At 57.7% G+C, this 24,025-nt stretch carries 28 protein-coding genes; 13 read left to right on the forward strand and 15 right to left on the reverse strand.

Annotation, left to right across the window (positions count from 1 at the left end; translation table 11 throughout):
- Positions 1 to 39 precede the first annotated feature (39 nt).
- Positions 40 to 147: a protein YohO gene (locus tag NR795_RS09860; protein ID WP_144817161.1), complete on the forward strand. Its 108-nt coding sequence runs from the start codon at positions 40 to 42 to the stop codon at positions 145 to 147.
- Here NR795_RS09860 and NR795_RS09865 read toward each other — a convergent pair.
- From NR795_RS09865 to bglX, 5 genes are all read right to left on the reverse strand, one after another.
- Positions 128 to 859 carry an ABC transporter permease gene (locus tag NR795_RS09865; protein WP_144817159.1) on the reverse strand — a complete coding sequence of 244 codons (732 nt, stop codon included), beginning with the start codon at positions 857 to 859 and terminating at the stop codon, positions 128 to 130. The genes NR795_RS09860 and NR795_RS09865 overlap by 20 nt on opposite strands.
- A complete protein-coding gene (locus NR795_RS09870; protein WP_257758070.1) occupies positions 843 to 1,790 on the reverse strand; it encodes an ABC transporter ATP-binding protein in 948 nt (315 codons plus the stop codon). Before NR795_RS09870 ends, NR795_RS09865 begins: the two co-directional genes overlap by 17 nt.
- Positions 1,787 to 2,941 carry an ABC transporter permease gene (locus tag NR795_RS09875; protein ID WP_257758072.1) on the reverse strand — a complete coding sequence of 385 codons (1,155 nt, stop codon included), beginning with the start codon at positions 2,939 to 2,941 and terminating at the stop codon, positions 1,787 to 1,789. The genes NR795_RS09870 and NR795_RS09875 overlap by 4 nt, the downstream gene beginning before the upstream one ends.
- 21 nt (positions 2,942 to 2,962) lie before the next feature.
- The gene (locus NR795_RS09880) at positions 2,963 to 3,880 is read right to left on the reverse strand and encodes an ABC transporter substrate-binding protein (protein ID WP_374544116.1); all 918 of its coding nucleotides are present in this window, start codon (positions 3,878 to 3,880) and stop codon (positions 2,963 to 2,965) included.
- Between the two features lie 82 nt (positions 3,881 to 3,962).
- The gene (bglX, locus tag NR795_RS09885) at positions 3,963 to 6,260 is read right to left on the reverse strand and encodes a beta-glucosidase BglX (protein ID WP_144817155.1); all 2,298 of its coding nucleotides are present in this window, start codon (positions 6,258 to 6,260) and stop codon (positions 3,963 to 3,965) included.
- A 185-nt stretch (positions 6,261 to 6,445) separates the two neighbouring features.
- On the opposite strand from bglX, the gene dld reads away from it, so the two are divergent.
- Both dld and NR795_RS09895 read left to right on the forward strand, forming a co-directional pair.
- Positions 6,446 to 8,176, forward strand: coding sequence for a D-lactate dehydrogenase (gene dld, locus NR795_RS09890; protein ID WP_144817153.1), 1,731 nt, complete (start codon positions 6,446 to 6,448; stop codon positions 8,174 to 8,176).
- A gap of 14 nt (positions 8,177 to 8,190) precedes the next feature.
- Positions 8,191 to 8,745 (forward strand): GNAT family N-acetyltransferase, encoded by a 555-nt coding sequence (locus tag NR795_RS09895; protein ID WP_144817151.1) that lies wholly within the window; start codon positions 8,191 to 8,193, stop codon positions 8,743 to 8,745.
- Between the two features lie 16 nt (positions 8,746 to 8,761).
- Here NR795_RS09895 and pbpG read toward each other — a convergent pair whose 3' ends face one another.
- On the reverse strand, positions 8,762 to 9,721 hold the full coding sequence (pbpG, locus tag NR795_RS09900; protein ID WP_257758073.1) for a D-alanyl-D-alanine endopeptidase: 960 nt from the start codon (positions 9,719 to 9,721) through the stop codon (positions 8,762 to 8,764).
- A 154-nt stretch (positions 9,722 to 9,875) separates the two neighbouring features.
- Positions 9,876 to 10,463, reverse strand: a complete 588-nt coding sequence (locus NR795_RS09905) for a Yip1 family protein (RefSeq protein WP_238085191.1) — start codon at positions 10,461 to 10,463, stop codon at positions 9,876 to 9,878.
- A gap of 163 nt (positions 10,464 to 10,626) precedes the next feature.
- Between NR795_RS09905 and NR795_RS09910 the strand changes: the two genes are divergently transcribed.
- Positions 10,627 to 11,205 carry a DedA family protein gene (locus NR795_RS09910; RefSeq protein WP_257758075.1) on the forward strand — a complete coding sequence of 193 codons (579 nt, stop codon included), beginning with the start codon at positions 10,627 to 10,629 and terminating at the stop codon, positions 11,203 to 11,205.
- 17 nt (positions 11,206 to 11,222) lie between these two features.
- On the opposite strand, the gene NR795_RS09915 is transcribed toward NR795_RS09910, so the two are convergent.
- Positions 11,223 to 11,993, reverse strand: coding sequence for an SDR family oxidoreductase (locus NR795_RS09915; protein WP_144817142.1), 771 nt, complete (start codon positions 11,991 to 11,993; stop codon positions 11,223 to 11,225).
- 180 nt (positions 11,994 to 12,173) lie between these two features.
- Here NR795_RS09915 and yohP point away from each other — a divergent pair, with 180 nt between their 5' ends.
- On the forward strand, positions 12,174 to 12,257 hold the full coding sequence (gene yohP / locus NR795_RS09920; RefSeq protein ID WP_000698460.1) for a small membrane protein YohP: 84 nt from the start codon (positions 12,174 to 12,176) through the stop codon (positions 12,255 to 12,257).
- 72 nt (positions 12,258 to 12,329) lie between these two features.
- On the opposite strand, the gene mdtQ is transcribed toward yohP, so the two are convergent.
- Positions 12,330 to 13,769, reverse strand: a complete 1,440-nt coding sequence (mdtQ, locus tag NR795_RS09925) for a multidrug resistance outer membrane protein MdtQ (protein WP_257758076.1) — start codon at positions 13,767 to 13,769, stop codon at positions 12,330 to 12,332.
- 138 nt (positions 13,770 to 13,907) lie between these two features.
- Positions 13,908 to 14,861: a tRNA dihydrouridine(16) synthase DusC gene (gene dusC / locus NR795_RS09930; protein WP_257758077.1), complete on the reverse strand. Its 954-nt coding sequence runs from the start codon at positions 14,859 to 14,861 to the stop codon at positions 13,908 to 13,910.
- A 208-nt stretch (positions 14,862 to 15,069) separates the two neighbouring features.
- On the opposite strand from dusC, the gene NR795_RS09935 reads away from it, so the two are divergent.
- The 4 genes from NR795_RS09935 to sanA all read left to right on the forward strand — a co-directional run bounded on the left by NR795_RS09935 (position 15,070) and on the right by sanA (position 18,019).
- Entirely contained in the window at positions 15,070 to 15,465 is a 396-nt protein-coding gene (locus NR795_RS09935) for a CidA/LrgA family protein (RefSeq protein ID WP_144817134.1), read from the forward strand.
- Positions 15,462 to 16,157: a CidB/LrgB family autolysis modulator gene (locus tag NR795_RS09940; protein ID WP_144817131.1), complete on the forward strand. Its 696-nt coding sequence runs from the start codon at positions 15,462 to 15,464 to the stop codon at positions 16,155 to 16,157. The genes NR795_RS09935 and NR795_RS09940 overlap by 4 nt, the downstream gene beginning before the upstream one ends.
- A 129-nt stretch (positions 16,158 to 16,286) precedes the next feature.
- Positions 16,287 to 17,174 carry a cytidine deaminase gene (cdd, locus tag NR795_RS09945; RefSeq protein WP_144817129.1) on the forward strand — a complete coding sequence of 296 codons (888 nt, stop codon included), beginning with the start codon at positions 16,287 to 16,289 and terminating at the stop codon, positions 17,172 to 17,174.
- Positions 17,175 to 17,299: 125 nt separating this feature from the next.
- On the forward strand, positions 17,300 to 18,019 hold the full coding sequence (gene sanA, locus NR795_RS09950; RefSeq protein ID WP_144817127.1) for an outer membrane permeability protein SanA: 720 nt from the start codon (positions 17,300 to 17,302) through the stop codon (positions 18,017 to 18,019).
- A gap of 3 nt (positions 18,020 to 18,022) precedes the next feature.
- Here the strand turns inward: sanA and NR795_RS09955 are convergent, their stop codons facing one another.
- Positions 18,023 to 19,249 (reverse strand): EAL and HDOD domain-containing protein, encoded by a 1,227-nt coding sequence (locus tag NR795_RS09955; RefSeq protein ID WP_257758080.1) that lies wholly within the window; start codon positions 19,247 to 19,249, stop codon positions 18,023 to 18,025.
- 91 nt (positions 19,250 to 19,340) lie between these two features.
- A complete protein-coding gene (locus NR795_RS09960; protein WP_144817123.1) occupies positions 19,341 to 19,673 on the reverse strand; it encodes an EmrE family multidrug efflux SMR transporter in 333 nt (110 codons plus the stop codon).
- A gap of 113 nt (positions 19,674 to 19,786) precedes the next feature.
- On the opposite strand from NR795_RS09960, the gene NR795_RS09965 reads away from it, so the two are divergent.
- From NR795_RS09965 to NR795_RS09980, 4 genes are read left to right on the forward strand one after another with little or no spacing between them, the layout of a single operon-like run.
- Positions 19,787 to 19,984 carry a hypothetical protein gene (locus NR795_RS09965; protein ID WP_042389943.1) on the forward strand — a complete coding sequence of 66 codons (198 nt, stop codon included), beginning with the start codon at positions 19,787 to 19,789 and terminating at the stop codon, positions 19,982 to 19,984.
- A 1-nt stretch (position 19,985) separates the two neighbouring features.
- On the forward strand, positions 19,986 to 20,753 hold the full coding sequence (locus tag NR795_RS09970; protein WP_144817121.1) for a hypothetical protein: 768 nt from the start codon (positions 19,986 to 19,988) through the stop codon (positions 20,751 to 20,753).
- Positions 20,754 to 20,771: 18 nt separating this feature from the next.
- Positions 20,772 to 21,284: a hypothetical protein gene (locus NR795_RS09975; RefSeq protein WP_257758081.1), complete on the forward strand. Its 513-nt coding sequence runs from the start codon at positions 20,772 to 20,774 to the stop codon at positions 21,282 to 21,284.
- A gap of 9 nt (positions 21,285 to 21,293) precedes the next feature.
- Entirely contained in the window at positions 21,294 to 21,740 is a 447-nt protein-coding gene (locus tag NR795_RS09980; RefSeq protein ID WP_257758082.1) for a DUF421 domain-containing protein, read from the forward strand.
- Positions 21,741 to 21,879: 139 nt separating this feature from the next.
- Here the strand turns inward: NR795_RS09980 and NR795_RS09990 are convergent, their stop codons facing one another.
- From NR795_RS09990 to mglC, 3 genes are all read right to left on the reverse strand, one after another.
- Entirely contained in the window at positions 21,880 to 22,359 is a 480-nt protein-coding gene (locus tag NR795_RS09990; RefSeq protein WP_042389734.1) for a ferritin-like domain-containing protein, read from the reverse strand.
- Between the two features lie 145 nt (positions 22,360 to 22,504).
- Complete coding sequence (locus tag NR795_RS09995) at positions 22,505 to 22,684, reverse strand: general stress protein (protein ID WP_042389732.1); 180 nt, start codon at positions 22,682 to 22,684, stop codon at positions 22,505 to 22,507.
- 324 nt (positions 22,685 to 23,008) lie between these two features.
- A complete protein-coding gene (mglC, locus tag NR795_RS10000) occupies positions 23,009 to 24,019 on the reverse strand; it encodes a galactose/methyl galactoside ABC transporter permease MglC (protein ID WP_144817114.1) in 1,011 nt (336 codons plus the stop codon).
- Between the last annotated feature and the right edge of the window lie 6 nt (positions 24,020 to 24,025).

Consider the following 24,025-nt stretch of genomic DNA (forward strand, 5'->3'; position numbering starts at 1 on the left):
CTTCACGTTATACTTATGCGCTTAAATAAGGAGCACATCATGAACGCAGCCAAAATTTCTATCGTTACCCTTTTCTTTCTGATGGCCGTGGGCGGCATCGGCGGCGTGATGCTGGCGGGCTACACCTTTATTTTGCATGCTGGCTAAGACGTCGTGCCAGCCGTTCAAAGCAGCGGTCGACAATAATTGCCGCCAGGGCCACCAGTAGCGCGCCCTGCAGAACGTAGGCGGTGTTGAATCCGCTCAGGCCGATAATAATCGGCGTCCCCAGCGTATTTGCCCCCACCGTTGAGGCAATTGCCGCCGTACCGATATTGATAATCACCGAGGTCCGTACCCCGGCCAGGATCACCGGCGCGGCCAGCGGCAGCTCTACCTTGAACAGGCGCTGCCATCCGCTCAGCCCCATCCCCTCCGCCACGCTCACCACGCCGCCAGGCAGCGCCGCGAACCCCGCCAGCGTCCCCTGCAAAACAGGCAGTATCCCGTAGAGGGTAAGCGCGATGATGGCCGGCTCTTTGCCAAAGCCCATCACCGGCACGGCGATTGCCAGCACCGCTACCGGCGGAAAGGTCTGTCCAACCGCAGCAATGGTCTCTACCAGCGAGCGAAACTCCAGTCCCGCCGGACGGGTTACGGCGATGCCCGCGCCAACGCCCAGCACCACGGCTATCGCGCTGGAGACACCCACCAGCCAGAAGTGGGCCAGCGTCAGGGAGATAAAGCTCTCCTGCTGATAGAGCGGCCGTGAGAGCTCTGGAAAGAGCGCGCTAAACAGGCCGCCGCTGTAGGGCAGCGCCACCAGCAGCGCGATAAACAGCGCAATAAGCCACAGAAGCGGATCACGAATGACTTTCACGGCTGGCCTCCGCGCGAAGCAGATCCTGGAAGTGGATCGCGCCGTAGGGTGCCCCCTCGGCGTTGGCCACCGGCAGCACCTCGCAGCGCCGGGCAACAAACGCGGAGAGCGCGTCGCGCAGGGTCATAGCCGCATCCAGCGGCTCTCCGGCTACCTGCTCGCCGGGCCGGACATAGTCACCCACGCTGCGCAGGGAGAGCAGACGGACGCCCAGTTCACTGCGGCCAAAAAAGGTGCGGACAAACGCACTCGCGGGACGGGTCAGCATCTCCAGCGGCGTCCCCTGCTGCACCACCCTGCCCTCATCCATCAGCACCAGGTTGTCCGCCAGCTGCAGCGCCTCGTCGATATCGTGGGTGACCAGCACAATCGTGCGTCCCAGCAGGCGGTGGATACGCTTCATCTCCTGCTGGAGCGTGCCACGGGTCACCGGATCCAGCGCGCCGAAAGGCTCATCCATCAGCAGCACTTCCGGGTCGGCCGCCAGCGCCCGAGCCACGCCGACGCGCTGCTGTTGCCCACCTGAAAGCTGGTGCGGATAGCGACCGCGCAGCTGCGGATCCAGCCCCAGCAGAGCCATCAGCTCATCAATGCGGGCATCGATTTTCGCCCGGGGCCACTTCAGCAGCTGCGGCACGGTGGCGATATTTTGCGCCACCGTCCAGTGGGGAAAAAGGCCGATAGACTGAATGGCGTACCCCATGCGCCGCCGCAGAGCCAGCAGCGGCAAACTGCGGATCTCCTCCCCGGCAAAGCGGATAGTACCCGCGTCGTGCTCCACCAGCCGGTTGATCATCTTCAGGGTAGTGGATTTCCCGGAGCCTGAGGTGCCGATCAGCACCGAAAAAGCCCCGGTTTTGAAGTGCAGATTGAGATCGCTGACCGCGCTCTGCCCGTTAAACATTTTGCTAACCTGCGTGAACTCGATCATGGCTCTTTTACCTTCAGCAGCGCTATCCATAAGCCAAAAAGTGCGTCGACGACCACCGCCAGGGCAATCGTTGGGATCACCCCCAGCAGCACCAGATCCAGGGCGCTGCTGAGCAGCCCCTGAAAGACCAGTGCCCCAAAGCCGCCCGCGCCAATCAGGGCGGCGATCACCGCCATACCCACCGTCTGCACCGTCACCACCCGCAGGCTGCGCAGCAGCACTGGCAGCGCCAGCGGCAGGCGCACCTGGAAGAAGCGCTGACGGGCGCTCATCCCCATGCCGGCCGCGCTCTCCAGCACGTCTCTGGGTACCTGGTTCAGGCCGGCTACGACCCCGCGCACCAGCGGCAAGAGGGCGTAAAGCACCAGCGCGATCAGCGCGGGCGTCAGTCCCGTTCCGGCAATACCGACGCGGCTAAGCGCGGGAAAGTGCGCCACCAGGCCGGCCAGCGGGGCGATCAGCAGACCAAACAGCGCCACGGAGGGTACGGTCTGGATAACGTTCAGCACGGTAAATACCGGTGCCTGCCGCGCCGGATGGCGGTAGCACCACAGCCCCAGCGCACCGCCCAGCAGCAGCGCCGGAAGTAGCGTCCCCAGCAGCAGAACCAGGTGCTGGGCCAGGGCGTCGTTAAACACGTCCTGGCGGTTGGCATACTCTTTCATCAGCGAGAGATGATTCAGCGCCCCCAGGTGCAGAAGCAGCAGCGGTACCAGCCAGATCTGGGCCTGTAACAGCCAGCGCCAGAGGGGATTAACGGTAAGGCGGCGGATGGCGTCGCTGCAGGCAAGCAGCGCCAGAGCCAGCCAGAGCCAGAGACCGCTGCCGATGGAGGTGCGCGCCAGGGCACTGCCCGACTGCGCCAGATCGGTAGCGGCTTTACCCGCCCCCCATACCAGCACAATAAAGCACAGCTCAGCCAGCGCCAGCGTCGCCACCAGCGGCCAGCGCCGGGGCAAAAAGCAGAGCGCGAAAAAGAGCAGCGGTACGGGAAGCCACAGCGCGGGCGAGTGCGGCCAAATCTGCCACAGCGCCCGGCTCTCGCCGGACATCAGCCGATTTGGCGCATAGTTGACAAAAGGCAGCAGCGCTGCCGCCAGAGCAAGCGCCACCAGCAGCAGCAAGACGCGATTATGACAGCGTATAGACACGTTCCTGTCCTGTCGGGCGGATTACTTCACCAGCCCTTTCTGTTTCAGATAATCGGCGGCGACTTTTTTGGCATCCAGCCCTTCAACGGCGATGCTGGCATTAAGCTGCTGGAGCGTTTTCTCATCCAGGCTGGCAAATACCGGCTTCAGCCACTCTTCCAGCTGCGGATAGGCCTTCAGCACCGCCTCACGCACTACCGGCGTCGGGGCATAGATCGGCTGAACGCCTTTTGGATCGCTCAGGGTTTGCAGGCCAAGAGCCGCAACCGGGCCGTCGGTACCGTAGGCCATCGCCGCGTTCACGCCAGAGGTCTGCTGAGCCGCCGCTTTAATGGTAACCGCCGTATCGCCTCCGGCCAGGGAGAGGAGCTGCTTCTGATCCAGCTTGAAGTCGTAGGCTTTTTCAAACGCCGGGAGGGCATCGGCGCGCTCGATAAACTCTGCCGACGCCGCCAGCTTAAACGCCCCGCCCTTCTTCAGGTAGCCGCTGAGATCGGCCAGCGAGGTGAGCTTGTTCTTCTCCGCCATCTCTTTGCGTACGGCGATGGTCCAGGTGTTGTTGGCCGGAGCCGGCGTCAGCCACACCAGCTTGTTCTGCTCAAAGTCGAGCTTTTTGACCTTCTCGTAGCCCTGCTGGGCGTTTTTCCATGCCGCATCGTTCTCATCTTTAAAGAAGAACGCGCCGTTGCCGGTGTACTCTGGATAGATGTCCAGCTCGCCGGAGGTGATCGCCCCGCGTACTACCGGCGTGGTTCCCAGCTGAACTTTATTGACGGTTTTTACGCCGTGGCTTTCCAGCACTTGCAGAATAATATTGCCGAGCAGCGCCCCTTCGGTATCAATTTTCGAGCCGACTTTGACCGGCTCAGCCGCCAGCGCAGGCAGGCTCACGGCAGCCATCAATACCAGTGAGCTCAGCGTTGTTTTTATCATTGCCATTGCACTTTCCTCATTCTTGTTGAAATTGCGGTTGCTCTTACTCATCTCATAAAAACAAGGGCCAGTAAACTGGCCCTTTTGCTTATTGCAACGCGAACTGCGCCTGTTTTACCCGGGCGGAGTCGGTGCCGATAAAGACATTAAACTTGCCTGGTTCAGCATCGTATTTCATCTTCTGATTCCAGAACTTCAGGGCATTAATGTCGATCGGGAAGCTGACGGTCTGGGTCTCGCCCGGCTTGAGGTTGACCTTATCAAAGCCCTTTAGCTCCTTCACCGGACGGCTCTGGGAGGCGGTAACATCCTGAATGTACATCTGCATTACCGTGGCCCCTTCCCGCTTGCCGGTGTTGGTCACGTCAACGCTGGCGGTGACCGTACCGTCACGCGAGAGCGTCGGAGCGGAGAGCTTAACGTCAGAGACGCTGAAGGTAGTGTAGCTCAGGCCGTAGCCGAACGGGTAAAGCGGCCCGTTAGCCTCGTCAAAGTAGCGCGAGGTGTACTTATTGGGGTGCTCGGCGTTGTACGGACGACCGGTGTTCAGGTGGCTGTAGTAGACCGGGATCTGCCCTACCGAACGCGGGAAGGAGATCGGCAGCTTGCCGGACGGGTTGTAGTCGCCAAACAGCACGTCGGCTACGGCGTTGCCGCCCTCGGTACCGGCGAACCAGGTTTCCAGAATGGCATCTGCCTGCTGGTCCTGCTTGACCATGGCCAGCGGACGGCCGTTCATCAACACCAGCACCAGCGGCTTGCCGGTGGCTTTCAGGGCAGCGATCAGATCCTGCTGGCTCTGAGGAATGGTGATGTCGGTCCGGCTGGAGGCCTCGTGCGCCATGCCCTGAGACTCGCCCACCACGGCGACCACCACGTCAGCGTCATTCGCTGCCTTGACCGCTTCGTCAATCATTGCCTGCGGCGTGCGCTCGTCAACCTGAATAGCCGGCTCGTACTGGTTAAGGAACGTAATAATATCTTTGTCGTTGGTGACGTTTGCGCCTTTCGCAAAGATGACTTTCCCTTCGCTGCCGACGGCATTTTTGATCCCGGTCAGTACGGTCACGGACTGGTCACTCACCCCAGCGGCGGACCAGCTGCCCATCACGTCACGCTTGCTGTCGGCCAGCGGCCCCACCACGGCAACGGTGGCCGATTTTTTCAGCGGCAGCGTCTCCAGGCGGTTTTTCAGCAGCACCATGCTTTCGCGCGCCACTTCCCGCGCCTCTTTGCGGTGCAGGCGGCTCTCGGCGTTGGTGTCCTGCGGATCGCTCTCTTTCGGGCCGAGGTGGCTGTAGGGATCGTTGAACAGCCCCATATCGTATTTGACGTTGAGCACGTGGCGCGTGGCGTCATCCAGCTCGTCCATGGTGACTTTGCCGCTCTTGATCAGCCCCGGCAGGTACTTGCTGTAGTACTCATCGGCCATGCTCATATCGACGCCAGACTTGATCGCCACACGCACCGCATCCTCTGGATCCGCGGCCGTACCGTGTTTGATCAGCTCTTTAATCGCCCCGTGGTCGGAGATAGTGATGCCTTTAAATTTCCAGTCATCGCGCAGGAGATCCTTCAGCAGCCACGAATCAGAGGAGGCCGGGGTGCCGTTGAGCGAGTTCAGGGCAATCATCACCCCGCCGCTGCCGGCGTCCAGCGCCGCTTTATAGGGCGGCATGTAGTCGTTAAACAGGCGCTGCGGGCTCATGTCGACGGTGTTGTACTCTTTCCCGCCCTCCACGGCACCGTAGGCGGCGAAGTGTTTCACGCTGGTCATCACCGAGTAGCGATCCGCCGGGCTTTTGCCCTGCATCGCTTCGACCATGGTTTTACCCATCATCGCGGTAAGGTAGGTATCCTCCCCAAAGCCCTCGGAGCCACGGCCCCAGCGCGGATCGCGCGTGACGTCGACCATCGGAGCCCAGGTCATGTTCAGACCGTCGTCCGCCGCTTCATAGGCGGAGATGCGGCCGACGGTTTTGACCGCGTCAAGATCGAAGGAGGAGGCCAGGCCGAGGCTAATTGGGAAAACGGTACGCTGACCGTGCACCACGTCGAAGGCGAAAAAGAGAGGGATCTTCAGGCGGCTAAGCTGCATCGCCTGATCCTGCATCGCACGGATATCCTGGCGGGTCACGGTGTTAAAAATCGCCCCCACCTGGCTGGCTTTGATCATGTCGCGGATCGCCTCTTTCGGGTTATCCGGTCCGACGCTAATCAGGCGTAGCTGGCCAATTTTTTCGTCGACCGTCATCTTTTTGAGTAAATCCGTGACGTATGCATCCCGCGCCTGCGGCGTCAGGGGATGGTTAGCGGACGTATCCTCTGCCAACGCGGGTTGCAGCGCCAGCCCTACGGCGACACCTACTGAACATAGCCATTTCATGTCGTTCACTCTCTTGTATTAACAGCCGACTCAGCGGCCTGACCGTGCAAAAAATGCAGTGTGCCATAATCGTAGCGCGCCTTGCAGGGTTATTCTCTTATTTTTCTGGCAATTAGTCCGCCGGGATAGATTTTCCCGCGCTATGCTTTATCAGATGATTCTGGCCTTGCCACAAGGAGTGGAAAATGTCTGCTGTGCCCCTACAAAATAACCCCCTCTTTCTCAGCGAACTTGCCCGACTGGTGGGCCATGCGCAGCTGCTTACCGATCCGGCCAAGACCGCCCGCTACCGCAAAGGCTTCCGCTCCGGCGAGGGCAAGGCGCTGGCAGTGGTCTTCCCCGAGACGCTGCTGCAGCTCTGGCACGTGCTCAATCTTTGCGTGCGTAACGATAAGATCATTTTGATGCAGGCGGCGAATACCGGCCTTACCGAAGGCTCAACGCCGAGCGGCAACGACTACGATCGCGACATCGTGATTATCAGCACCCTGCGCCTCGATCGGCTCCAGCTGATCGATGAGGGCAAGCAGGTGCTGGCCTGGCCTGGCACCACCCTCTACTCCCTGGAAAAAGCGCTGAAGCCGCTGGGCCGGGAGCCGCACTCGGTAATTGGCTCCTCGTGCATCGGGGCGTCGGTGATCGGCGGGGTATGCAACAACTCCGGCGGCTCGCTGGTGCAGCGCGGTCCGGCCTATACCGAGATGTCGCTTTTTGCCCGCATTGACGAGCGGGGCCAGCTGCGGCTGGTGAATCACCTGGGGATTGACCTCGGCGAGACGCCGGAGCAGATCCTCAGCAAGCTCGACGATCAGCGCGTCACCGATGCTGACGTGCGTCACGATGGCCGCCATGCCCATGACAGCGACTACGTAGAGCGGGTGCGTGATATCGAGGCCGATACCCCTGCGCGCTACAATGCCGATCCGGATCGTCTGTTTGAATCCTCCGGCTGCGCGGGCAAGCTGGCGGTCTTCGCCGTGCGCCTCGATACCTTTGCCGCCGCCAAGCGCCAGCAGGTGTTCTATATCGGCACCAACCAGCCGACGGTGCTGACGGAGATCCGCCGCCATATGCTGGCGAACTTTACTAACCTGCCGGTAGCGGCAGAGTATATGCATCGGGATATCTACGATATTGCCGAGCGCTACGGCAAAGATACCTTCCTGATGATCGACAAGCTCGGTACCGATAAGATGCCGCTGCTCTTCACCCTGAAAGGGCGCGCCGACGCCATGCTGGAGAAGGTGACGCTGTTTAAGCCCCACTTCACCGATCGCCTGATGCAGCGCGTAGGCAGCGTCTTCCCAGGACACCTGCCGCCGCGCATGAAAAGTTGGCGCAACAAGTATGAGCACCACCTGCTGTTGAAAATGGCCGGGGACGGTATTGCCGAAGCGCAGAGCTGGTTGAAAGAGTACTTTACCGAGGCCGAAGGCGGCTTCTTCGCCTGTACCACCGAGGAGGGAAACAAAGCCTTCCTGCACCGCTTCGCCGCGGCGGGGGCCGCTATCCGTTACCAGGCCGTGCATGCCGATGAGGTCGAGGAGATTCTGGCCCTGGATATCGCCCTGCGGCGCAACGACACCGAGTGGTTTGAAACGCTGCCGGACGACATTGCCAGCAAACTGACGCATAAGCTTTACTATGGCCACTTTTTCTGTCACGTTTTCCATCAGGACTACATCGTCAAGCGAGGCGTTGATGTCCATGAGCTTAAAGCACAGATGCTGGCGCTGCTGCACGAGCGTGGCGCGCAGTATCCGGCTGAACATAACGTCGGGCATCTGTATGAGGCGGCTGAGAGCCTGAAACGCAACTATCGCGAGCTCGATCCCACTAACAGCATGAATCCCGGCATTGGCAAAACCAGTAAGCGGAAGTACTGGGGCGAAGGCGCTGACCAGCCCCGGTCGTAAAGGAGTACAGCGCGATGTCTGCTGTTGATGTTTTAGCCATAAATGACGTTGAAGTCCGCGATGCCCGGCCGGACGACGTACACGCTATCTCAGCGATCTACGCCTGGCATGTTCTGCATGGCCGCGCCTCTTTTGAGGAGGTGCCCCCCACCATCGACGAGATGCGTCAGCGGATCGCAAAAATTACCAGCGAGGGTCTGCCCTGGCTGGTGGCGCTCTATCGCGGCATCATCGTCGGTTACTGCTACGCGGGGCCTTACCGCCCGCGCCACGCCTATCGCTATACCCTTGAATGCTCTATCTACATTGAGTCCACCCTGACCGGGCGGCAGATCGGCAGCACGCTGATGCAGGCCTTGCTCGACCGCTGTGAAGCGGGTCCGTGGCGGCAGATGGTGGCGGTTATTGGCGACGGCCATCAAAATGAAGGCTCTCTGCGCCTGCATAAAAGCCACGGCTTTGAGGTGGTGGGACAGCTGCGCAGCGTCGGCTACAAAAAGGGTGACTGGCGGGATACGCTAATCATGCAGCGCCCGCTCAACGATGGAGACTGGACGCTGCCTGAGTAGTGACTGATTTAGCTGATTAATCATTTTGCGCGGTTTGCGCCGCGCTGCCGGTGGCGTTGATTGCCATCTGGGCTGCCTTCTGGCGCTTATAGCTCAGCGCCGACGCTGGCACAGGCTGCACCTTACCGGTCTCAATCCAGGTCCGCAGACGGCTGGCGTCGGCGAAGTGGGTGTATTTGCCAAAGGCGTCCATCACCACCAGCGCCACCGGTTTGTTATTGATCATCGTCCGCATCACCAGGCAGTGCCCGGCGGCGTTGGTGAAGCCGGTTTTAGTCAGCTGAATATTCCAGTTGTCGCGATAGACCAGGTGGTTGGTATTGCGAAACGGCAGGGTGTAAGCCGGAGTGGAGAAGGTCGCCATCTCCTCTCGGGTGGTGCTGAGCTGGCCGATCAGCGGATACTGCTTGCTGGCAATCAGCAGCCGGGTCAAATCACGCGCGGTAGAGACGTTATGGATCGACAGGCCGGTCGGCTCCACAAAGCGGGTATTCACCATGCCCAGAGATTTTGCCTTCGCATTCATCGCCCGAATAAACGCACCGTAGCCACCCGGATAGTGGTGGGCTAAGCTCGCCGCAGCGCGGTTCTCTGAGGACATCAGCGCCAGCAGCAGCATGTTCTTACGGCTAATTTCACTGTTCAGACGCACGCGGGAGTAGATGCCACGCATCTCTGGCGTCTGGCTGATATCCACTTTCAAACGCTCGTCCAGCGGCAGGTGCGCATCCAGCACCACCATCGCCGTCATCAGCTTGGTGATAGAGGCAATCGGCCGCACCAGATCCGGATGGCTGGCGTAGATCACTTTATTGGTTTGCAGATCGACAATCATCGCGCTGCCGGAGGCGATCTCAGGTTGCGCAGCGGTGGTGGCAGAGGTGGTAGCAGCAGCGGTTTTTGCCAGCGCCTGGGGGGCGACGGGAACGGCCAGCAGCAGGGCAAGGCTTAACAGGGAAACTCGAAATTTCAGCATGGTGAGACTTCTGGTGATTATTCACGCGCGTGATGACGCACACCGCTTTTGCAGGCAGAAAATGGCAAAAGCTGGCCAACGCATGATAGCTGCCATCATGCGTTGTCGCCAGAGAAGATTCTTTGCTGAACGTAACGCACCCTTTGCGCCCGGTTCAGAACAGACGATAGCCGTAACCCCACAGCACCACCGTCAGCGCCAGCAGCACCTCCAACACCAGCACGCCAATCGCCAGCGTCGAGCTGGAGAAGCTCAGCCCCTCCTCCTGATTAATGTTCAGGAAGGTCGGAATGCCGACGTAGAGCAGATAACCGGTATAGAACAGCGCCACGGTGCCGACCAGCGCGCAGAGCCAGACCAGCGGGTAGAGCGCCACCAGGCCGCTCAAGAAGAGCGGCGTTGCGACGTAGCCAGCAAAGACCATGCAGCGGGCCAGCGACGGCCGCTGGGGTATATTGCGCGCCATCCAGTAGATAACCCGTCCCATTACCGCCACGCCGGCCAGCATCAGGCCGTAGAAGAGAATACCGAGTAACAGTGCCGTAGAGAGTGACAGCCTTGAGAAGACACCTTCGCCAAAGTGCCAGCCGAGCTGGGTGGTACCAATAAATGCACAGACAACTGGAATTGCCGCCATCAGTAGAACGTGGTGGGTATAGTGGTGCGAAACCGTTTCGTTTTCGCCTCTGATCACTTTCATTTCACGATCGGGATGGGACAGGAGTCCCCAGACATGGTTCATAACGCCCCCTTGCTGTCAGCCCTGATGATAACGCCTTTAGTATAATGCAAATGCTGATTATTTTTTGTGCAAAGAGGCGCGCTCTGCCGCGATGGCCCGCTGCTCACTCTCTTCAGACGCTATGCTTATACAATCTTTTTAGTCTGGAGGAAGCCTAACTCGCATGGATATCAACAACCTGATTGCGCACTACGGTTACGCCGCGCTGGTGGTAGGCAGCGTGGCAGAAGGTGAAACCATTACCCTGCTCGGCGGCGTGGCAGCGCATCAGGGCCTGCTGCGCTTCTGGCTGGTGGTCGCGGCGGTGGCGCTGGGAGGCATGATTGGCGATCAGCTGCTCTTTCTGCTTGGCCGCCGCCTGGGGGATCGCGTATTGGGTCACTTTTCGCGCCATCAGAAGAAAATCGATCGCGCCCAGCGGCTGATCAAAAAACGGCCGTGGCTCTTCGTGATCGGCACCCGCTTTATGTATGGCTTTCGCATCATCGGCCCGCTGCTGATTGGCTCCAGCGGCCTCTCACCGCGGGTTTTTATTCCGCTCAATATCGTGGGCGCTATCGTCTGGGCGCTGATCTTTACTACCCTCGGCTACGTGGGCGGCGAGGTAGTAGGCCCATGGCTGCATACCCTGGATCAGCACCTGAAGCACTGGATATGGCTGATTGTGGCGGTCGTTGTCGTCTTTATACTGCGGGCGGTGCTCAAACGCTGGCTGGCAAAAGACAAAGAGACGGGAGAGTAATCCCTCCCGCCTGTGGCCTACTGGGGTTTGTACTGCGGGTTGGCCAGCATAAAGCCGCCGTCTACGATAAACGACTGGCCGGTGGTATAAGTGGCATCCTCAGAGCTGAGCCAGCCCACCAGGCTGGCAATCTCCTGGGTGTGGCCTGGCCGGGCCAGCGGAATATTCGGCATAGAGCCCTCTTCCACATCCTCATCCTTCATGTCGTTCATCGGGGTGGCGATGGCCCCCGGCGCTACCGAGTTCACCAGGATTTTGTGCTGCACCAGCTCCATCGCCATCGACTTGGTCAGCCCGCCGAGAGCGTGCTTGGCCGCGGTGTAGGCGCTGGCCTCCGGCAGCGGGGTGTGCTCATGCACGGAGGTAATATTGATAATGCGTCCGCCCTCGCCCTGCTCCACCATCTTTCTGGCCGCGATCTGCGCGCACAGGAACGCGCCGTCAACGTCAACGGTAAAGACGGTGCGCCACTCCTCAAACGCCATCTCCAAAAACGGCGCCTTGCTCATCGCCCCGGCGTTGTTGACCAGCACGTCGATGCGTCCGAACCTGTCGATCAGGGTCTGAATAGCCTGCGCCCCCTCGGGCAGATTACTCAGGTCGAGCTGCACGGTTTCGGCCCGGCGGCCAAACGAGGCAACGGCTTCCGCCACCTCTTTTGCCCCCTCGTCGTCCGAGTGCCAGGTGATGCCAATGTCGTACCCCTGCTTTGCCAATACCAGCGCGCACTGCTTGCCGATACCTGAATCTGATGCCGTGACGATGGCAACCTTATTTGTCGTGCCCATAAGAACCTCCGCAAAAAGAAGTGATAAGGGGAGAACGCGAAAAAGCTGAACAGTAAGTATAGAGAGTTCCCGGCTATCGCAAGGACACGGGCCATTTTCTGCTCCGGCCAGGCAAAACGGCAGATAATTGTCTATGCTTTCAGAGGTATCAGCCAAACGTCACGATAAAAGGACAGGACGATGAAAATTTTACTTTGGGCTATTTTGATTATTTTTCTGATTGGGCTGTTGGTGGTAACCGGCGTGTTTAAGATGATTTTCTAAGATGTTCGCCTGAACATGGCCCCCGCAAGGGGGCAAAATGCGTTAACCGACCCCACCATCCTACTATCGCGATTAAACCTGATGATACCCCCCACCTAGCGTAGAGGTGAGTTGCAACGTGGCGTCCAGCCACTGGCCGTGCAGGGTGATGCCGTTAATCTGCTCCTGGAGCAGCGGCAGTCGGCTCTGGCTAACCCGCATGCCGGGAATAATCCCTACCTTAAAGCGCGCTTCGGCTAACGCGACAATGCGTCCCGTATCCTGCTCAATCTGCTGCTGACGTTGATTCTCGTCCGCCAGCGTTTCTACCTGTACCGCCGCCTTCTCGACCTCGTTGACCGCGTCCACGACCGCCTTGTTATAGTTGGCAATAGAGAGGTTATGCTCCTCTTCGGCAATATTAAGGCTGGCGTTAAGCCGCCCGCTGTCAAAGACAGGCAGCGTCAGCCCGCCGGTGACGCCCATCTGCTGGGCTGAGTGGCGAAAGAGATCGCTCAGGTGCAGGGCGTCCTGCTGGAGAAACGCCATCAGGTTAAGATCCGGGTAGAAAGCGGCTTTTGCCGCCTCTACGCTGCTGAGAGAGGACTCAATGTACCAGTGCGCCGCCTGCAGATCCGGACGACGAGCCAGCAGATCGTAGCCGAGCTGCGCAGGCATTTTACCTTCAACCTTCGGCAACCTGACCGGCTGCAGATGCAGCGTGGCAGCGCTGCTGTCCGTCAGCGCCATCAGGCGGGCTTCAATCACCCGCATTTTACCCCGAGCCTCGCTCTGCTGCTGGCGGGTTTTCTCTTCGTCGATGCTGTTTTCCGCGTCCGCCACCGAAGAGGTGATGCCCGCCTGATGAAGCTGGCGGTCGGCGGCAACAATCGTCTGCTGGTTACGTTCGATCTCGTCCAGCACCTGACTGATGGCGGCCTCGGTCTGCCACTGCCAGTAGAGGCGTGCCACGCTGGTCGCCAGCAGCTGACGCGTCTGCTGACGCTCCGCTTCATGAGCGCGCACGTTGCCAATGCGGGCGGCTACCTCGTCACGGTTTTTCCCCCACAGATCCAGGTCCCAACCGGCGGTAAGGCCGAAGGTGCCGTTGGTATACCAGGGTCCGGTGGTTCCGGCAGCGGGATCGGTTATGGCAAAGGGCCCCATTAACCCCTCGGCGGACATGCGCTGCCGCTCGACGTCGGCGGAAAAATCAACCTCCGGGCCACCGTTGGCGGCGACGCGCTGCGCCTGCGCTTCGGCAAGGTGAATACGCTGCTCTGCCACCTGCATATCCGGCGCATGCGCCAGGGCGCGCTCAATCAGGGAGTTTAGCTGCGGATCGTGATACGCCTGCCACCACTGGCTCTGCGGCCAGCCAGCGGCCAGCGCCGGAGGTAAGCGCGGGGTAGCCGCCGCTGCCGGGGCCTGCTCTTTCAGGGGGACGACGCTGTCATGCATCGGCGCGCATCCGCTAAGAAGGGATACCAGCGGGAAGCACGCCGCAGCGGCGAGAATAAAAGGACGACTCATAGATACGCTCTGCTAAACCAGGGCGTTGCAGAGTACACATACTTCTATCCCGTTTTTTAGGTAAGCGTGGCAAAACACAGCCGGTCATAAAAAAACACAGCTGGAAAAATATTCACCTTATCAATGATATAAATAAAACTATTCTTCCCGAATATGTTTAGCCGCAGCCTCAATGGCGGTGGCAATCGCCGCCGACTGCTTCAGGGTACGGATCTCGCTGAACAGGCCGTCGGCTTCGGCATACTCTTTGCGTAAATAGCCCAGCCACTGCTTGATACGCGCCACATGGTACATCCCCGTATCGCCCTGCTTCTCAAGCTGGCTGTACTGCTGGAGCAGGCCGACCACCTCCGGCCAGGGCATGCGCGGTGCGTTATCTTTGATCACTCGGCTGAGATTAGGCACGTTCAGCGCGCCGCGGCCAATCATCACCGCATCGCAGCCGGTCACCGCCAGGCAATCCTGCGCGCTCTGCCAGTCCCAGATCTCACCGTTCGCAATCACCGGGATGGTCAGCCGCTTACGGATCTCGCCAATCGCCTGCCAGTTGATGCGCTCCGCTTTATAGCCATCCTCTTTCGTGCGACCGTGGACCACCAGCTCGGTGGCTCCCGCCTGCTGCACCGCATCGGCGATCTCAAACTGCCGTGCGCCGCTGTCCCAGCCGAGGCGTATCTTAACGGTAACAGGCAGCGAGGCCGGCACGGCTTCACGCATCGCTTTGGCACCGCGGTAGATCAGCTCGGGATCTTTGAGCAGGGTCGCTCCGCCGCCGCTGCCGTTCACCAGTTTTGACGGACAGCCGCAGTTGAGATCGACCCCGTACGAGCCGAGCTCTACGGCGCGCGCGGCGTTCTCCGCCAGCCACTGCGGATACTGACCCAGCAGCTGGATCCGCACCGGGGTGCCGTTCAACGTCCGGCTCTGGCGATGCAGTTCGGGGCAGATCTTATAGAACGATTTTACCGGCAGCAGCTGATCGACCACGCGTAAAAATTCGGTCATACAGAGATCGTAATCATTTACCCCGGTCAGCAGCTCGCGCACCAGCGAATCGAGCACGCCTTCCATCGGTGCCAGTAATACACGCATAACGTTACCCGTCAGAAAAGAGGCGCGTATGGTAGCGCCTCTGGCCCACGGGTGAAAGGGGCTTTATCGCCCGGTTTACGCCTAATCTTGTGTGAATGCCTGACGTTCCATTTAGGAATATTTGGTATGCTCACAATTCATGATGTGATCGATAGCACAGTTATCGAATCAATTGTATGATGAATACGTTTCATCAGAGGCTTGAACCATGTCCAAATCATTGACCGTTGTCTGGCAGTATCTTCGCGCTTTTGTGCTGATTTATGCCTGCCTGTATGCCGGAATCGCTATCTCTTCCCTGCTGCCCATTACCATTCCCGGCAGCATTATCGGCATGCTGATCATGTTCTTTCTGCTGGCGCTGCAAATCCTGCCGGCAAAATGGGTGAACCCCGGCTGCTACGTGCTGATCCGCTATATGGCGCTGCTGTTTGTACCCATCGGCGTGGGCGTGATGCAGTACTACGACGTGCTGCGGGCGCAGTTCGGGCCGGTGGTGGTCTCCTGCGCGATCAGCACGCTTGTTGTCTTCCTTGTCGTGAGCTGGAGCTCGCACCTGGTGCACGGCGAGCGCAAGGTGGGTGAGAAAGGAGCAAAATCGTGATGGAAAATATCTGGTGGTCGCTGCCGCTGACGCTGGCGGTCTTCTTTGCGGCCCGCAAGCTGGCGGCGCGTTTTAAGATGCCCCTGCTCAATCCGCTGCTGGTGGCGATGGTGGTGCTGATCCCATTCCTGCTGCTGACCGGCATCCCCTATGAGCGCTACTTCGCCGGGAGCAAAATTCTTAACGATCTGCTCCAGCCCGCCGTAGTGGCGCTGGCCTACCCGCTGTATGAGCAGCTGCATCAGATCCGCGCTCGTTGGAAATCGATTATCTCCATCTGCTTTATCGGCAGCGTGGTCGCAATGGTCACCGGCACTACCGTTGCCCTGCTAATGGGCGCCTCACCGGAGATCGCCGCCTCGATCCTGCCAAAATCGGTTACCACGCCGATTGCCATGGCGGTTGGGGGCAGCATCGGTGGGATCCCGGCCATTAGCGCGGTGTGCGTGATCTTTGTAGGCATCCTTGGGGCGGTGTTTGGCCATACCCTGCTGAACCTGATGCGTATTCGAACTAAAGCGGCCCGAGGTCTGGCAATGGGTACCGCCTCCCACGCCCTGGGCACAGCACGCTGTGCGGAGCTGGATTATCAGGAGGGCGCATTCAGTTCACTGGCGCTGGTGCTCTGCGGGATTATCACCTCGCTGATGGCTCCCCTGATCTTCCCACTGATCCTGACGCTGGTGGGTTAAAATTTGCGATGCGTCGCGCATTTTTCATTTGAATTTCATAAGTTGCATATAGAGTGTGATTTGAATCACATATAAAGCGCCTTACGCTCTTTACACTAGGCTCCCATTACACTGCTATGAGGCAACGCCATGCATTCACGTTTTCACTCGGCTTTCGCTAATCTTGCGAAGGATCTGCAATCCGCTTTAGCCCCCCTTCTTGCGGATGACCATTTTCCCGCCATGCTGAGCGCGGAGCAGGTGAAGGCGCTGGTGAGCGCCACCGGACTGGATGAAGACGCGCTGGCCTTTGCGCTCCTGCCGCTGGCCGCCGCCTGCGCCCGGGCCGATCTCTCGCATTTTAACGTGGGTGCCATCGCCCGCGGGGTGAGCGGCACGTGGTACTTCGGCGGTAATATGGAGTTTCTTGGCTCCAGCATGCAGCAGACCGTTCACGCCGAGCAGAGCGCCATCAGCCACGCCTGGCTGCGGGGGGAGAAATCGCTGGTGGCTATCACCGTTAACTACACCCCCTGTGGGCACTGCCGTCAGTTTATGAACGAGCTGAACAGCGGTCTCGATCTGCGTATTGCTCTCCCAGGCCGCGATCCCCATACTCTGGCGGATTACCTGCCCGACGCCTTTGGTCCCAAAGATCTTGAAATTAATACTCTGCTGATGGATGACGAGGATCACGGTTTCACGTCTGAGGGGGAGGCGCTGGTCAAAGCGGCCATCACCGCCGCCAACCAGAGCCATGCGCCTTACAGCAACGCCCCCTCCGGCGTCGCCATCGAGCTGAGCAACGGGCAAATTTTCGCCGGGCGCTATGCGGAAAATGCGGCTTTCAACCCATCCCTGCCGCCGTTACAGGGTGCGCTCAATCTACTGAGCCTGAACGGCTATGACTATCCGGATATGCGCCGTGCCGTACTGGCCGAACGCCCGGACGCGCCGCTCACCCAGTGGGATGCCACTTCCGCCACGCTGAGAGCGCTGGGATGCCGCTACGTTGAGCGTGTGGCACTGCCGGCCTGAGCCGCGGTGCTAACACAATGAAAAGATTGTGATGAAAATCCCCGCAGTTGAATCGCTGATTCTTGCGCTTCCTCTGCGGGTAAAGTAGCCTGAATGAAATTTCATCTCCGCATCGAGCTATCTGCATGTTAAAGCGTTTGTTATACAGCCTGTTAGTCATCATCGGCTTGCTGCTGTTAACTGCGCTTGTTCTTGACCGCTGGATAAGCTGGAAAACCTCTCCGTGGATCTACGACGATTTGCAAGATCTGCCCTATCGCCAGGTTGGGGTCGTGCTGGGTACGGCCAAGTATTACCGCACCGGAGTCATTAATCAGTACTATCGCTACCGCATTCAGGGCGCGCTGAACGCCTACAACAGCGGCAAGGTGAACTACCTGCTGTTGAGCGGCGACAATGCCCAACAGAGCTACAACGAGCCGGTCACCATGCGCAAGGATCTGATTGCCGCCGGGGTAGACCCGCAGGATATCGTGCTTGATTACGCGGGTTTCCGCACCCTGGACTCCATCGTGCGCACGCGTAAGGTCTTCGACGCCAACGACTTTATTATTATTACCCAGCGCTTCCACTGCGAGCGCGCGCTGTTTATCGCCCTGCACCGGGGCATTCAGGCCCAGTGCTACGCCGTGCCTTCGCCGAAAGATATGCTCACCGTGCGGGTGCGCGAATTTGGCGCGCGTCTTGGCGCGCTGGCGGATCTCTATATCTTCAAGCGCGAGCCACGCTTCCTCGGCCCGCTGCTGCCCATCTCTTCACTCCAGGAGGTGCCGGACGATGCGCAGGGCTACCCCGCCGTCACGCCGGAGCAGCTGATGGATCTGCAGCCAAAAGCGAAAAAGTAGTGCTCAGAAGGCGATATTGTCTGCCCAGGTAGTGGCGCGTTTCATGATCTCTATCACCGCCTCAGGAGAGAGCCCAAGGCTTTTTGCCGCCGCGTTAACCTCCTCCCAGCGCTGCTGTTCATAGAGGCGGGCCACTTCCAGGAAGGGATAAAGCACGCCCTCCTGATCGGTAAGCGCCTGCGTAACCCGCTCCGATAGCGCGATCTGCTTAACCAGATCCTCCAGCGCGATGCCAAGAATAACGTCCAGCAGCGAAAACAGGCCGCAGAAGAAGGCGTCATGAGAGAGCGATTCCCGCCCTGCCGCTTTGGCAAGCAGCTCGCAGAACATCCCTCGCACCAGACTCATGTGGTACAGCTCGGTCGTCTTAACGTTGGCGATACTGGTCAGGCAGGAGATCGAAACAAAGCGGCGCAGCTCGTTAAAGCCAAGATAGAGCAGCGTGTCCTTGAGGGTGCTGTTTTTCACTATCTCAATGCCGCGCGTGTTGTAGACTACGTTGCGGGTATAACGCATCAGAGTATAGGAGAGACTGATATCGCTCTTGAGATAGTTTTCAATTTTCGCCAGATCCGGATTCTGAGCGTTAACCTCGGCAATCAGCTGGATCTGCAACACCTTGTTTTGCGATAGCCGCTTGTTTTGCAATACCTCGGGCTTGCTGTAGAAGTAGCCCTGAAAGAGATCGAAGCCGAACGCGCGATACCGATCGAACTCCTCTTGCGTTTCGACCTTTTCAGCCAGCAGCGTAACCTTGCCTAGCCGGTTACGGTTTTGCGTAATATAGCCTGAGATCTCATCGAAGGTCTGGGCCTGAATATCGAATTTGATAATGCTGATATAGGGAAAAAAGCGCTCCCACTCATTTTTAAGGGCAAAGTCATCGAGGGCAATTTGAAATCCACTGGCGTAGAGACGACGCACGGCGGCCAGCAGCTCGTTATCAGGCGTGGCTGTCTCAAGGATCTCAATCACCACCTTGTCGTGGGGAAGCGCATCGGCAAAGCCCTGAACGATCATCTCGCCGGGAAAGTTGATATAGCAGGCGTGCTTGCCCACCAGCGATGGGAGCGGCGTAGAGAAGAAGAGATCGGAGATAATTTGTTTTGTCGCATACTCAGACGAGACGTCTGGAAACCGGTTGGTTAACCCGTCACGGAACAGCAGCTCCCAGCCAACGGTCGCCATGTTTTTGTCAAAAATGGGTTGTCTCGCAACAAAAGAGTACATATCTCCTCTCCATGGCATATGCTAGCGGCAAAATTTAACTATAGCTAAATCCCCTCTGAGATCGAGTGCTCAGCCCGCGCTAGCTCACACTTTAATGCACAACGCTTTTAGAAAAGAGGTTGATCACCAGTACGCCCGCACAAATCAGTGCCATTCCACCGATGGCTGGCAGGTCCAGCTTCTGACCGCTAAAGATCCATCCCGCAGCGCTAATCAGTACGATACCCACCCCGGACCAGATGGCGTAGGCAATGCCGGTAGGAATGTACTGTAGGGTTTGGGAGAGAAACCAGAACGCCACGGCATAGCAGCCCAACGCGGCCACCGTCGGCCACAGTTTTGTAAACCCCTCGGAGTAGCGCATCAGCGTTGTACCGATCACTTCTGCCACAATGGCGATCCCCAGATGAACATAAGCGTGCATGAATCCTCCTGTTTTAAATCATTTTGTAAAATATGCCATCTGCCGTTACATATCGCTACTTTATAACCTCTGCCACAGGGCATCTATACTGTTACTGACACAGGAGGTTGTTCATTGTGAGAATTCTACGCTATCTATTCACCAGTCCGGAAAAGCTACTCCAGGTAACCGATCATCGTGACGTTCAGGAATCTATCGACGACGGCGAGCGGATCATTATTGATGAGGACGGCAGAGCGCGGGTTAACGTCCGCAGCCAGGCCGTGAAGGAGGATTTTATCCGCCATGTTGATGCACTAAAGAGGGCATAAAATGGCGACAGCAATATTTATGGTGTTGATGGTTTCCGGCTACTGGTACACCAGCCGCGATCTCTCTACCCGCTTTAAACTGCGGCGCTCCTTTGGCTGGGACGTCTACTTTCTGGTAGCCCTTTACGGCTGCATCTTTATGCTACAGGGGATCATTGCTACCGCCCTGGTGTGGCTGCTGCTGCTGTTTTCATCTATGGGCATGGATGCGCTGCCGCAGTGGTTTGGCTCAGAAGAGCACCGTCTCCAGGTGACCTTTATGAACTGGAGCTTCCTCGGCATTCAGGCTCCAGTGGTGATCATGCTCGCCTTTGCGACCCTGTTCTGCCTCTATCGCTCGAACTGGGCAGGCAGCGCTCGTCTCGACGGCAACGGTCGCCGCCAGCTGTATAAATTTCTCACGCGGGGCAACGGCGTGGAGGGGCTGCTCTACCAATGTATGGAGACAGGCCAGCTGGCATGGATCACTCTGAAATCGCAGCGGGTCTATATCGGCATGATCCACGGCGCAACGCTTGATGATACCGAGGTGAGAAATATCGAACTGATCCCCATGCTCAGCGGCCACCGGGATCGTCACTCCCACCAGCTCAATATTGAGAATAACTACAGCGCCTGGTATGCCAAGCACGATATCAACCTCGATACCGAGCCGCAGTCGGCCCTGGATTTCCGCAAGGTGATCCTGCTTGATGAGGTGGAGAGCCTGTCGCTGTTCGATCCGGCGCAGGTTATGGCGATGGGCATCAAAGAAGAGCCGCAGGCATAACCTCAACAGGAAAGCGCGATGCATAAAACGTCTCCACCCGATCAGAACCCGCCTCCGGTGCGGGAGAAGCAGCTCTGGTTAAGCTTTGAAGCCAACGCGCGACGAATTGGCTTCTTTGTGCTGCTGTTTATCGTGCTGGCGGCATTGGGCGGCCTGTTTTCCCGGGGTCACTTTAGCCACGTCGAGCGCAGCAGCGCCGACCATACGCTAACGCTAAGCTACGAGCGCTTTAACCGTCACCAGAGCGATGTGGATATGAAAATCTTCGCTAAAGCAGCCGGTGACGAGACGCTCACCGTTACGCTGGGCGGGGACTTTATGCGGGCGTTTAAGATCGATACCCTTCAGCCGCAACCGGACCGAACCTGGAGCCAGGGCGAAAATCTGGTACTGGAGTATGGGCACAGCAGGCTGCTCTCCGGGGGGACGCTCTGGCTGGGACTGCTTCCACAGCAGCCCGGCAGCAGTACAAGTACCGTTACCCTTAACAACGGCCCGCCGCTCTCTTTCTGGCAGTTTACTTACCCCTAGGAGCACAATATGGAAATGGTACTCAGAGCGTTGGCTATCTATCTGGTGTTAATGGTGGTATTTAAGATTGCCGGACGGCGGGCGCTGATGCAGATGACGTCGTTTGACCTGATCCTGCTGCTGATTATCAGTGAGGCGACACAGCAGGCGCTGCTGGGCAATGACTTTTCCGTTACCGGTGCAGCGCTGACGATTATTACCCTGGTGGTGGTGGATATGCTGTTTGGCTATCTGAAGCGGTATCTTCCTGGGGTCGAAGCGGCTATTGACGGCACGCCGGTGATCCTCGTTGAAAATGGTCGACTGCTTGAGAAGAGAATGAAGCAGGCCGATATCTCCTATGACGATATTATGGCTTTTGCCCGTAACGGTCAGGGAATCGACAAGCTAGCCGATATCAAGTACGCCATTCTGGAGCAGAACGGCCATATCTCTATCATCCCGACGAATAAATAAAAAAACCGGCCAGCATGGCTGACCGGTTCTCTTCAAGCCTGAGCTACTTTTTCTCAGGCTTTTTATCGCCAGACTCCGGTGATTCGGAAGGATCGTCTTTTTCAACGTTCAGGGAGTAGTTAATACGCATAGCGCCTCCTTATTTTTTGCCTTCGGCAATACCGGTGAGTTTCACATCGGTCTGTTTCTCTTCGTTCAGCGTCTCTTCCAGCAGCTTAGCCGCTTCTTTGTAGCCCAGCTTCAGGGCAAGAGTACGCAGCGTACCGTAAGAGGCGATCTCATAGTGCTCAACTTTTTGTGCAGCACCAATCAGACCCTCGTCGCGCAGTTCACCTGCTTGGACAGAATCAATGATCTCCTGCGCCTCTTCCACCAGACCCTCAAGGGCGTGGCATTTCATACGGCGAATACGCAGGCCTTCAGTTACTTCAACAATCTGGTCGATTCGTTCAATCTGGCCGCGGGTCTCTTCGAGATGGGTTTCAAACGCGGTAACCAATTGTTCTGAGGTCGCTGCACGGGCCATTTTTGGCAGTGCACGCGCTATTTGTTTCTCGGCGCTGTATATGTCTGACAGTTCATGAATAAAAAGATCTTCAAGTGTTTTTACCGCTGGCATAATTAATTCCTCTTTAGGTCGCCGAAATGGATCCTTAATTAAGTGTGGCAATCCTGTAAAGGTAATTACAGGATTGCCACCGACAGTCAATATATATCTCTTTAATCAGGGTTAATGAATTAAATAAGATATATGTGTACTACGGTCAGGAGGAACGACCGCCGCTGTGACTGTTTTGTCCGCCTTTCTTACCTGCTTCAGATGCGCGCTGCGGGTCGTTTTTAAAGTTCCCGCCGCTCTGCTGCCCGCCTTTACGGCCTGCTTCAGATGCACGCTGTTTATCTTCTGCGAAGTTTCCTGAACCGCCACGATGTTGTTGGGCCATAATATACTCCTTCCACATACAGTTTTGGTTTAAAAATAGAGGGAAGTATTCCCCCGTCAGGCATGTTTAACTGTAGCCATAATTCCCCCGCCTTCAAGTCAAAAACTCAAGGAAATATCAACAGCGAAGCATACCAGGAGCATTCCGAGAGCAATATTTTTTCCTTATAATGTGAAATCAAGCAGATAGGAAATATATAAAGTAAGCGAAGCGGCAAATATATCTTTGCCGCTAAATATTGCAAAATATGTCTTTGCATAAAGAAACGCGAATAAAAAAGCCCACCGAAGCGGCGGGCTTTGATAACCAACTGAAACAGTAAGGTTATTTTTTGCGTGCGTACTTCAGCGAGTCCAGCGCTACAGCGAAGATAATGATGCCGCCCTTGATGATGTACTGCCAGTACGGGTTAACGCCGATATAGGTCAGACCGTAGTTGATAACGGTAAAGATGATGACCCCGGTCACTACGCCCAGTACCGTACCCACGCCGCCGCTGAAGGAGACTCCACCCACTACGCAGGCGGCGATGGCGTCCAGCTCGTACATAAAGCCAAGGTTGTTGGTTGCAGAGCCGATACGGCCCGCTTCCAGCATCCCGCCAAAGGCGTAGAAGACGCCGGACAGGGCATAGATCATCAGCAGGTTCAGCGCCACGTTTACGCCCGAGACCTTGGCCGCTTCCGGGTTGCCGCCGATAGCGAAGATATTTTTACCGAAGCGCGTCTTGTTCCAGAGGATCCAGACAAAGGCCACGGCGATCAGCGCGTAGAAGGTAATATATGAGAGACGGAAGCTGCCCAGCGCCACGAACCCTTGGGTAAAGGTTGAGAAGCCGCTGTCAAAGCCAGAGATTGGCGACGCGCCCACGAAATCATAGTAGAGAGAGTTGATACCGTAGACGATGATCATCGTGCCCAGGGTGGTGATAAACGGCGTCACGTTCAGGTAGGCAATGATAATCCCGTTCACCAGGCCAATGACCGCGCCAATCACACAGACGATACCGATAACCGCGATAATCGGCATGGTTGCCATCTCCGGGAACACCTTGTTGGCGTTCTCCATTGACTGGAGCAGCGTTGCCGCGACAACCGCTGCCAGGCCAACCTGACGTCCGGCAGAGAGGTCGGTCCCCTGGGTGACAATCAGCCCCGCCACGCCCAGCGCGATAATAATACGCACCGAAGACTGGGTCAGAATGTTACTGAGGTTAAGCAGACTCAGGAACGTTGGATCCTGGAAAATAATAATGGCCAGCAACACCAAAAGAACGACGTACAGACCGCCCTCTTTCAGGTAAGTGAGAAAACTCTTTTTATCTAACGCACTCATGTGAAG

The organism is Pseudescherichia sp. L3 (assembly GCF_024656065.1).
In the GTDB taxonomy this organism is placed as follows: Bacteria; Pseudomonadota; Gammaproteobacteria; order Enterobacterales; family Enterobacteriaceae; genus Pseudescherichia.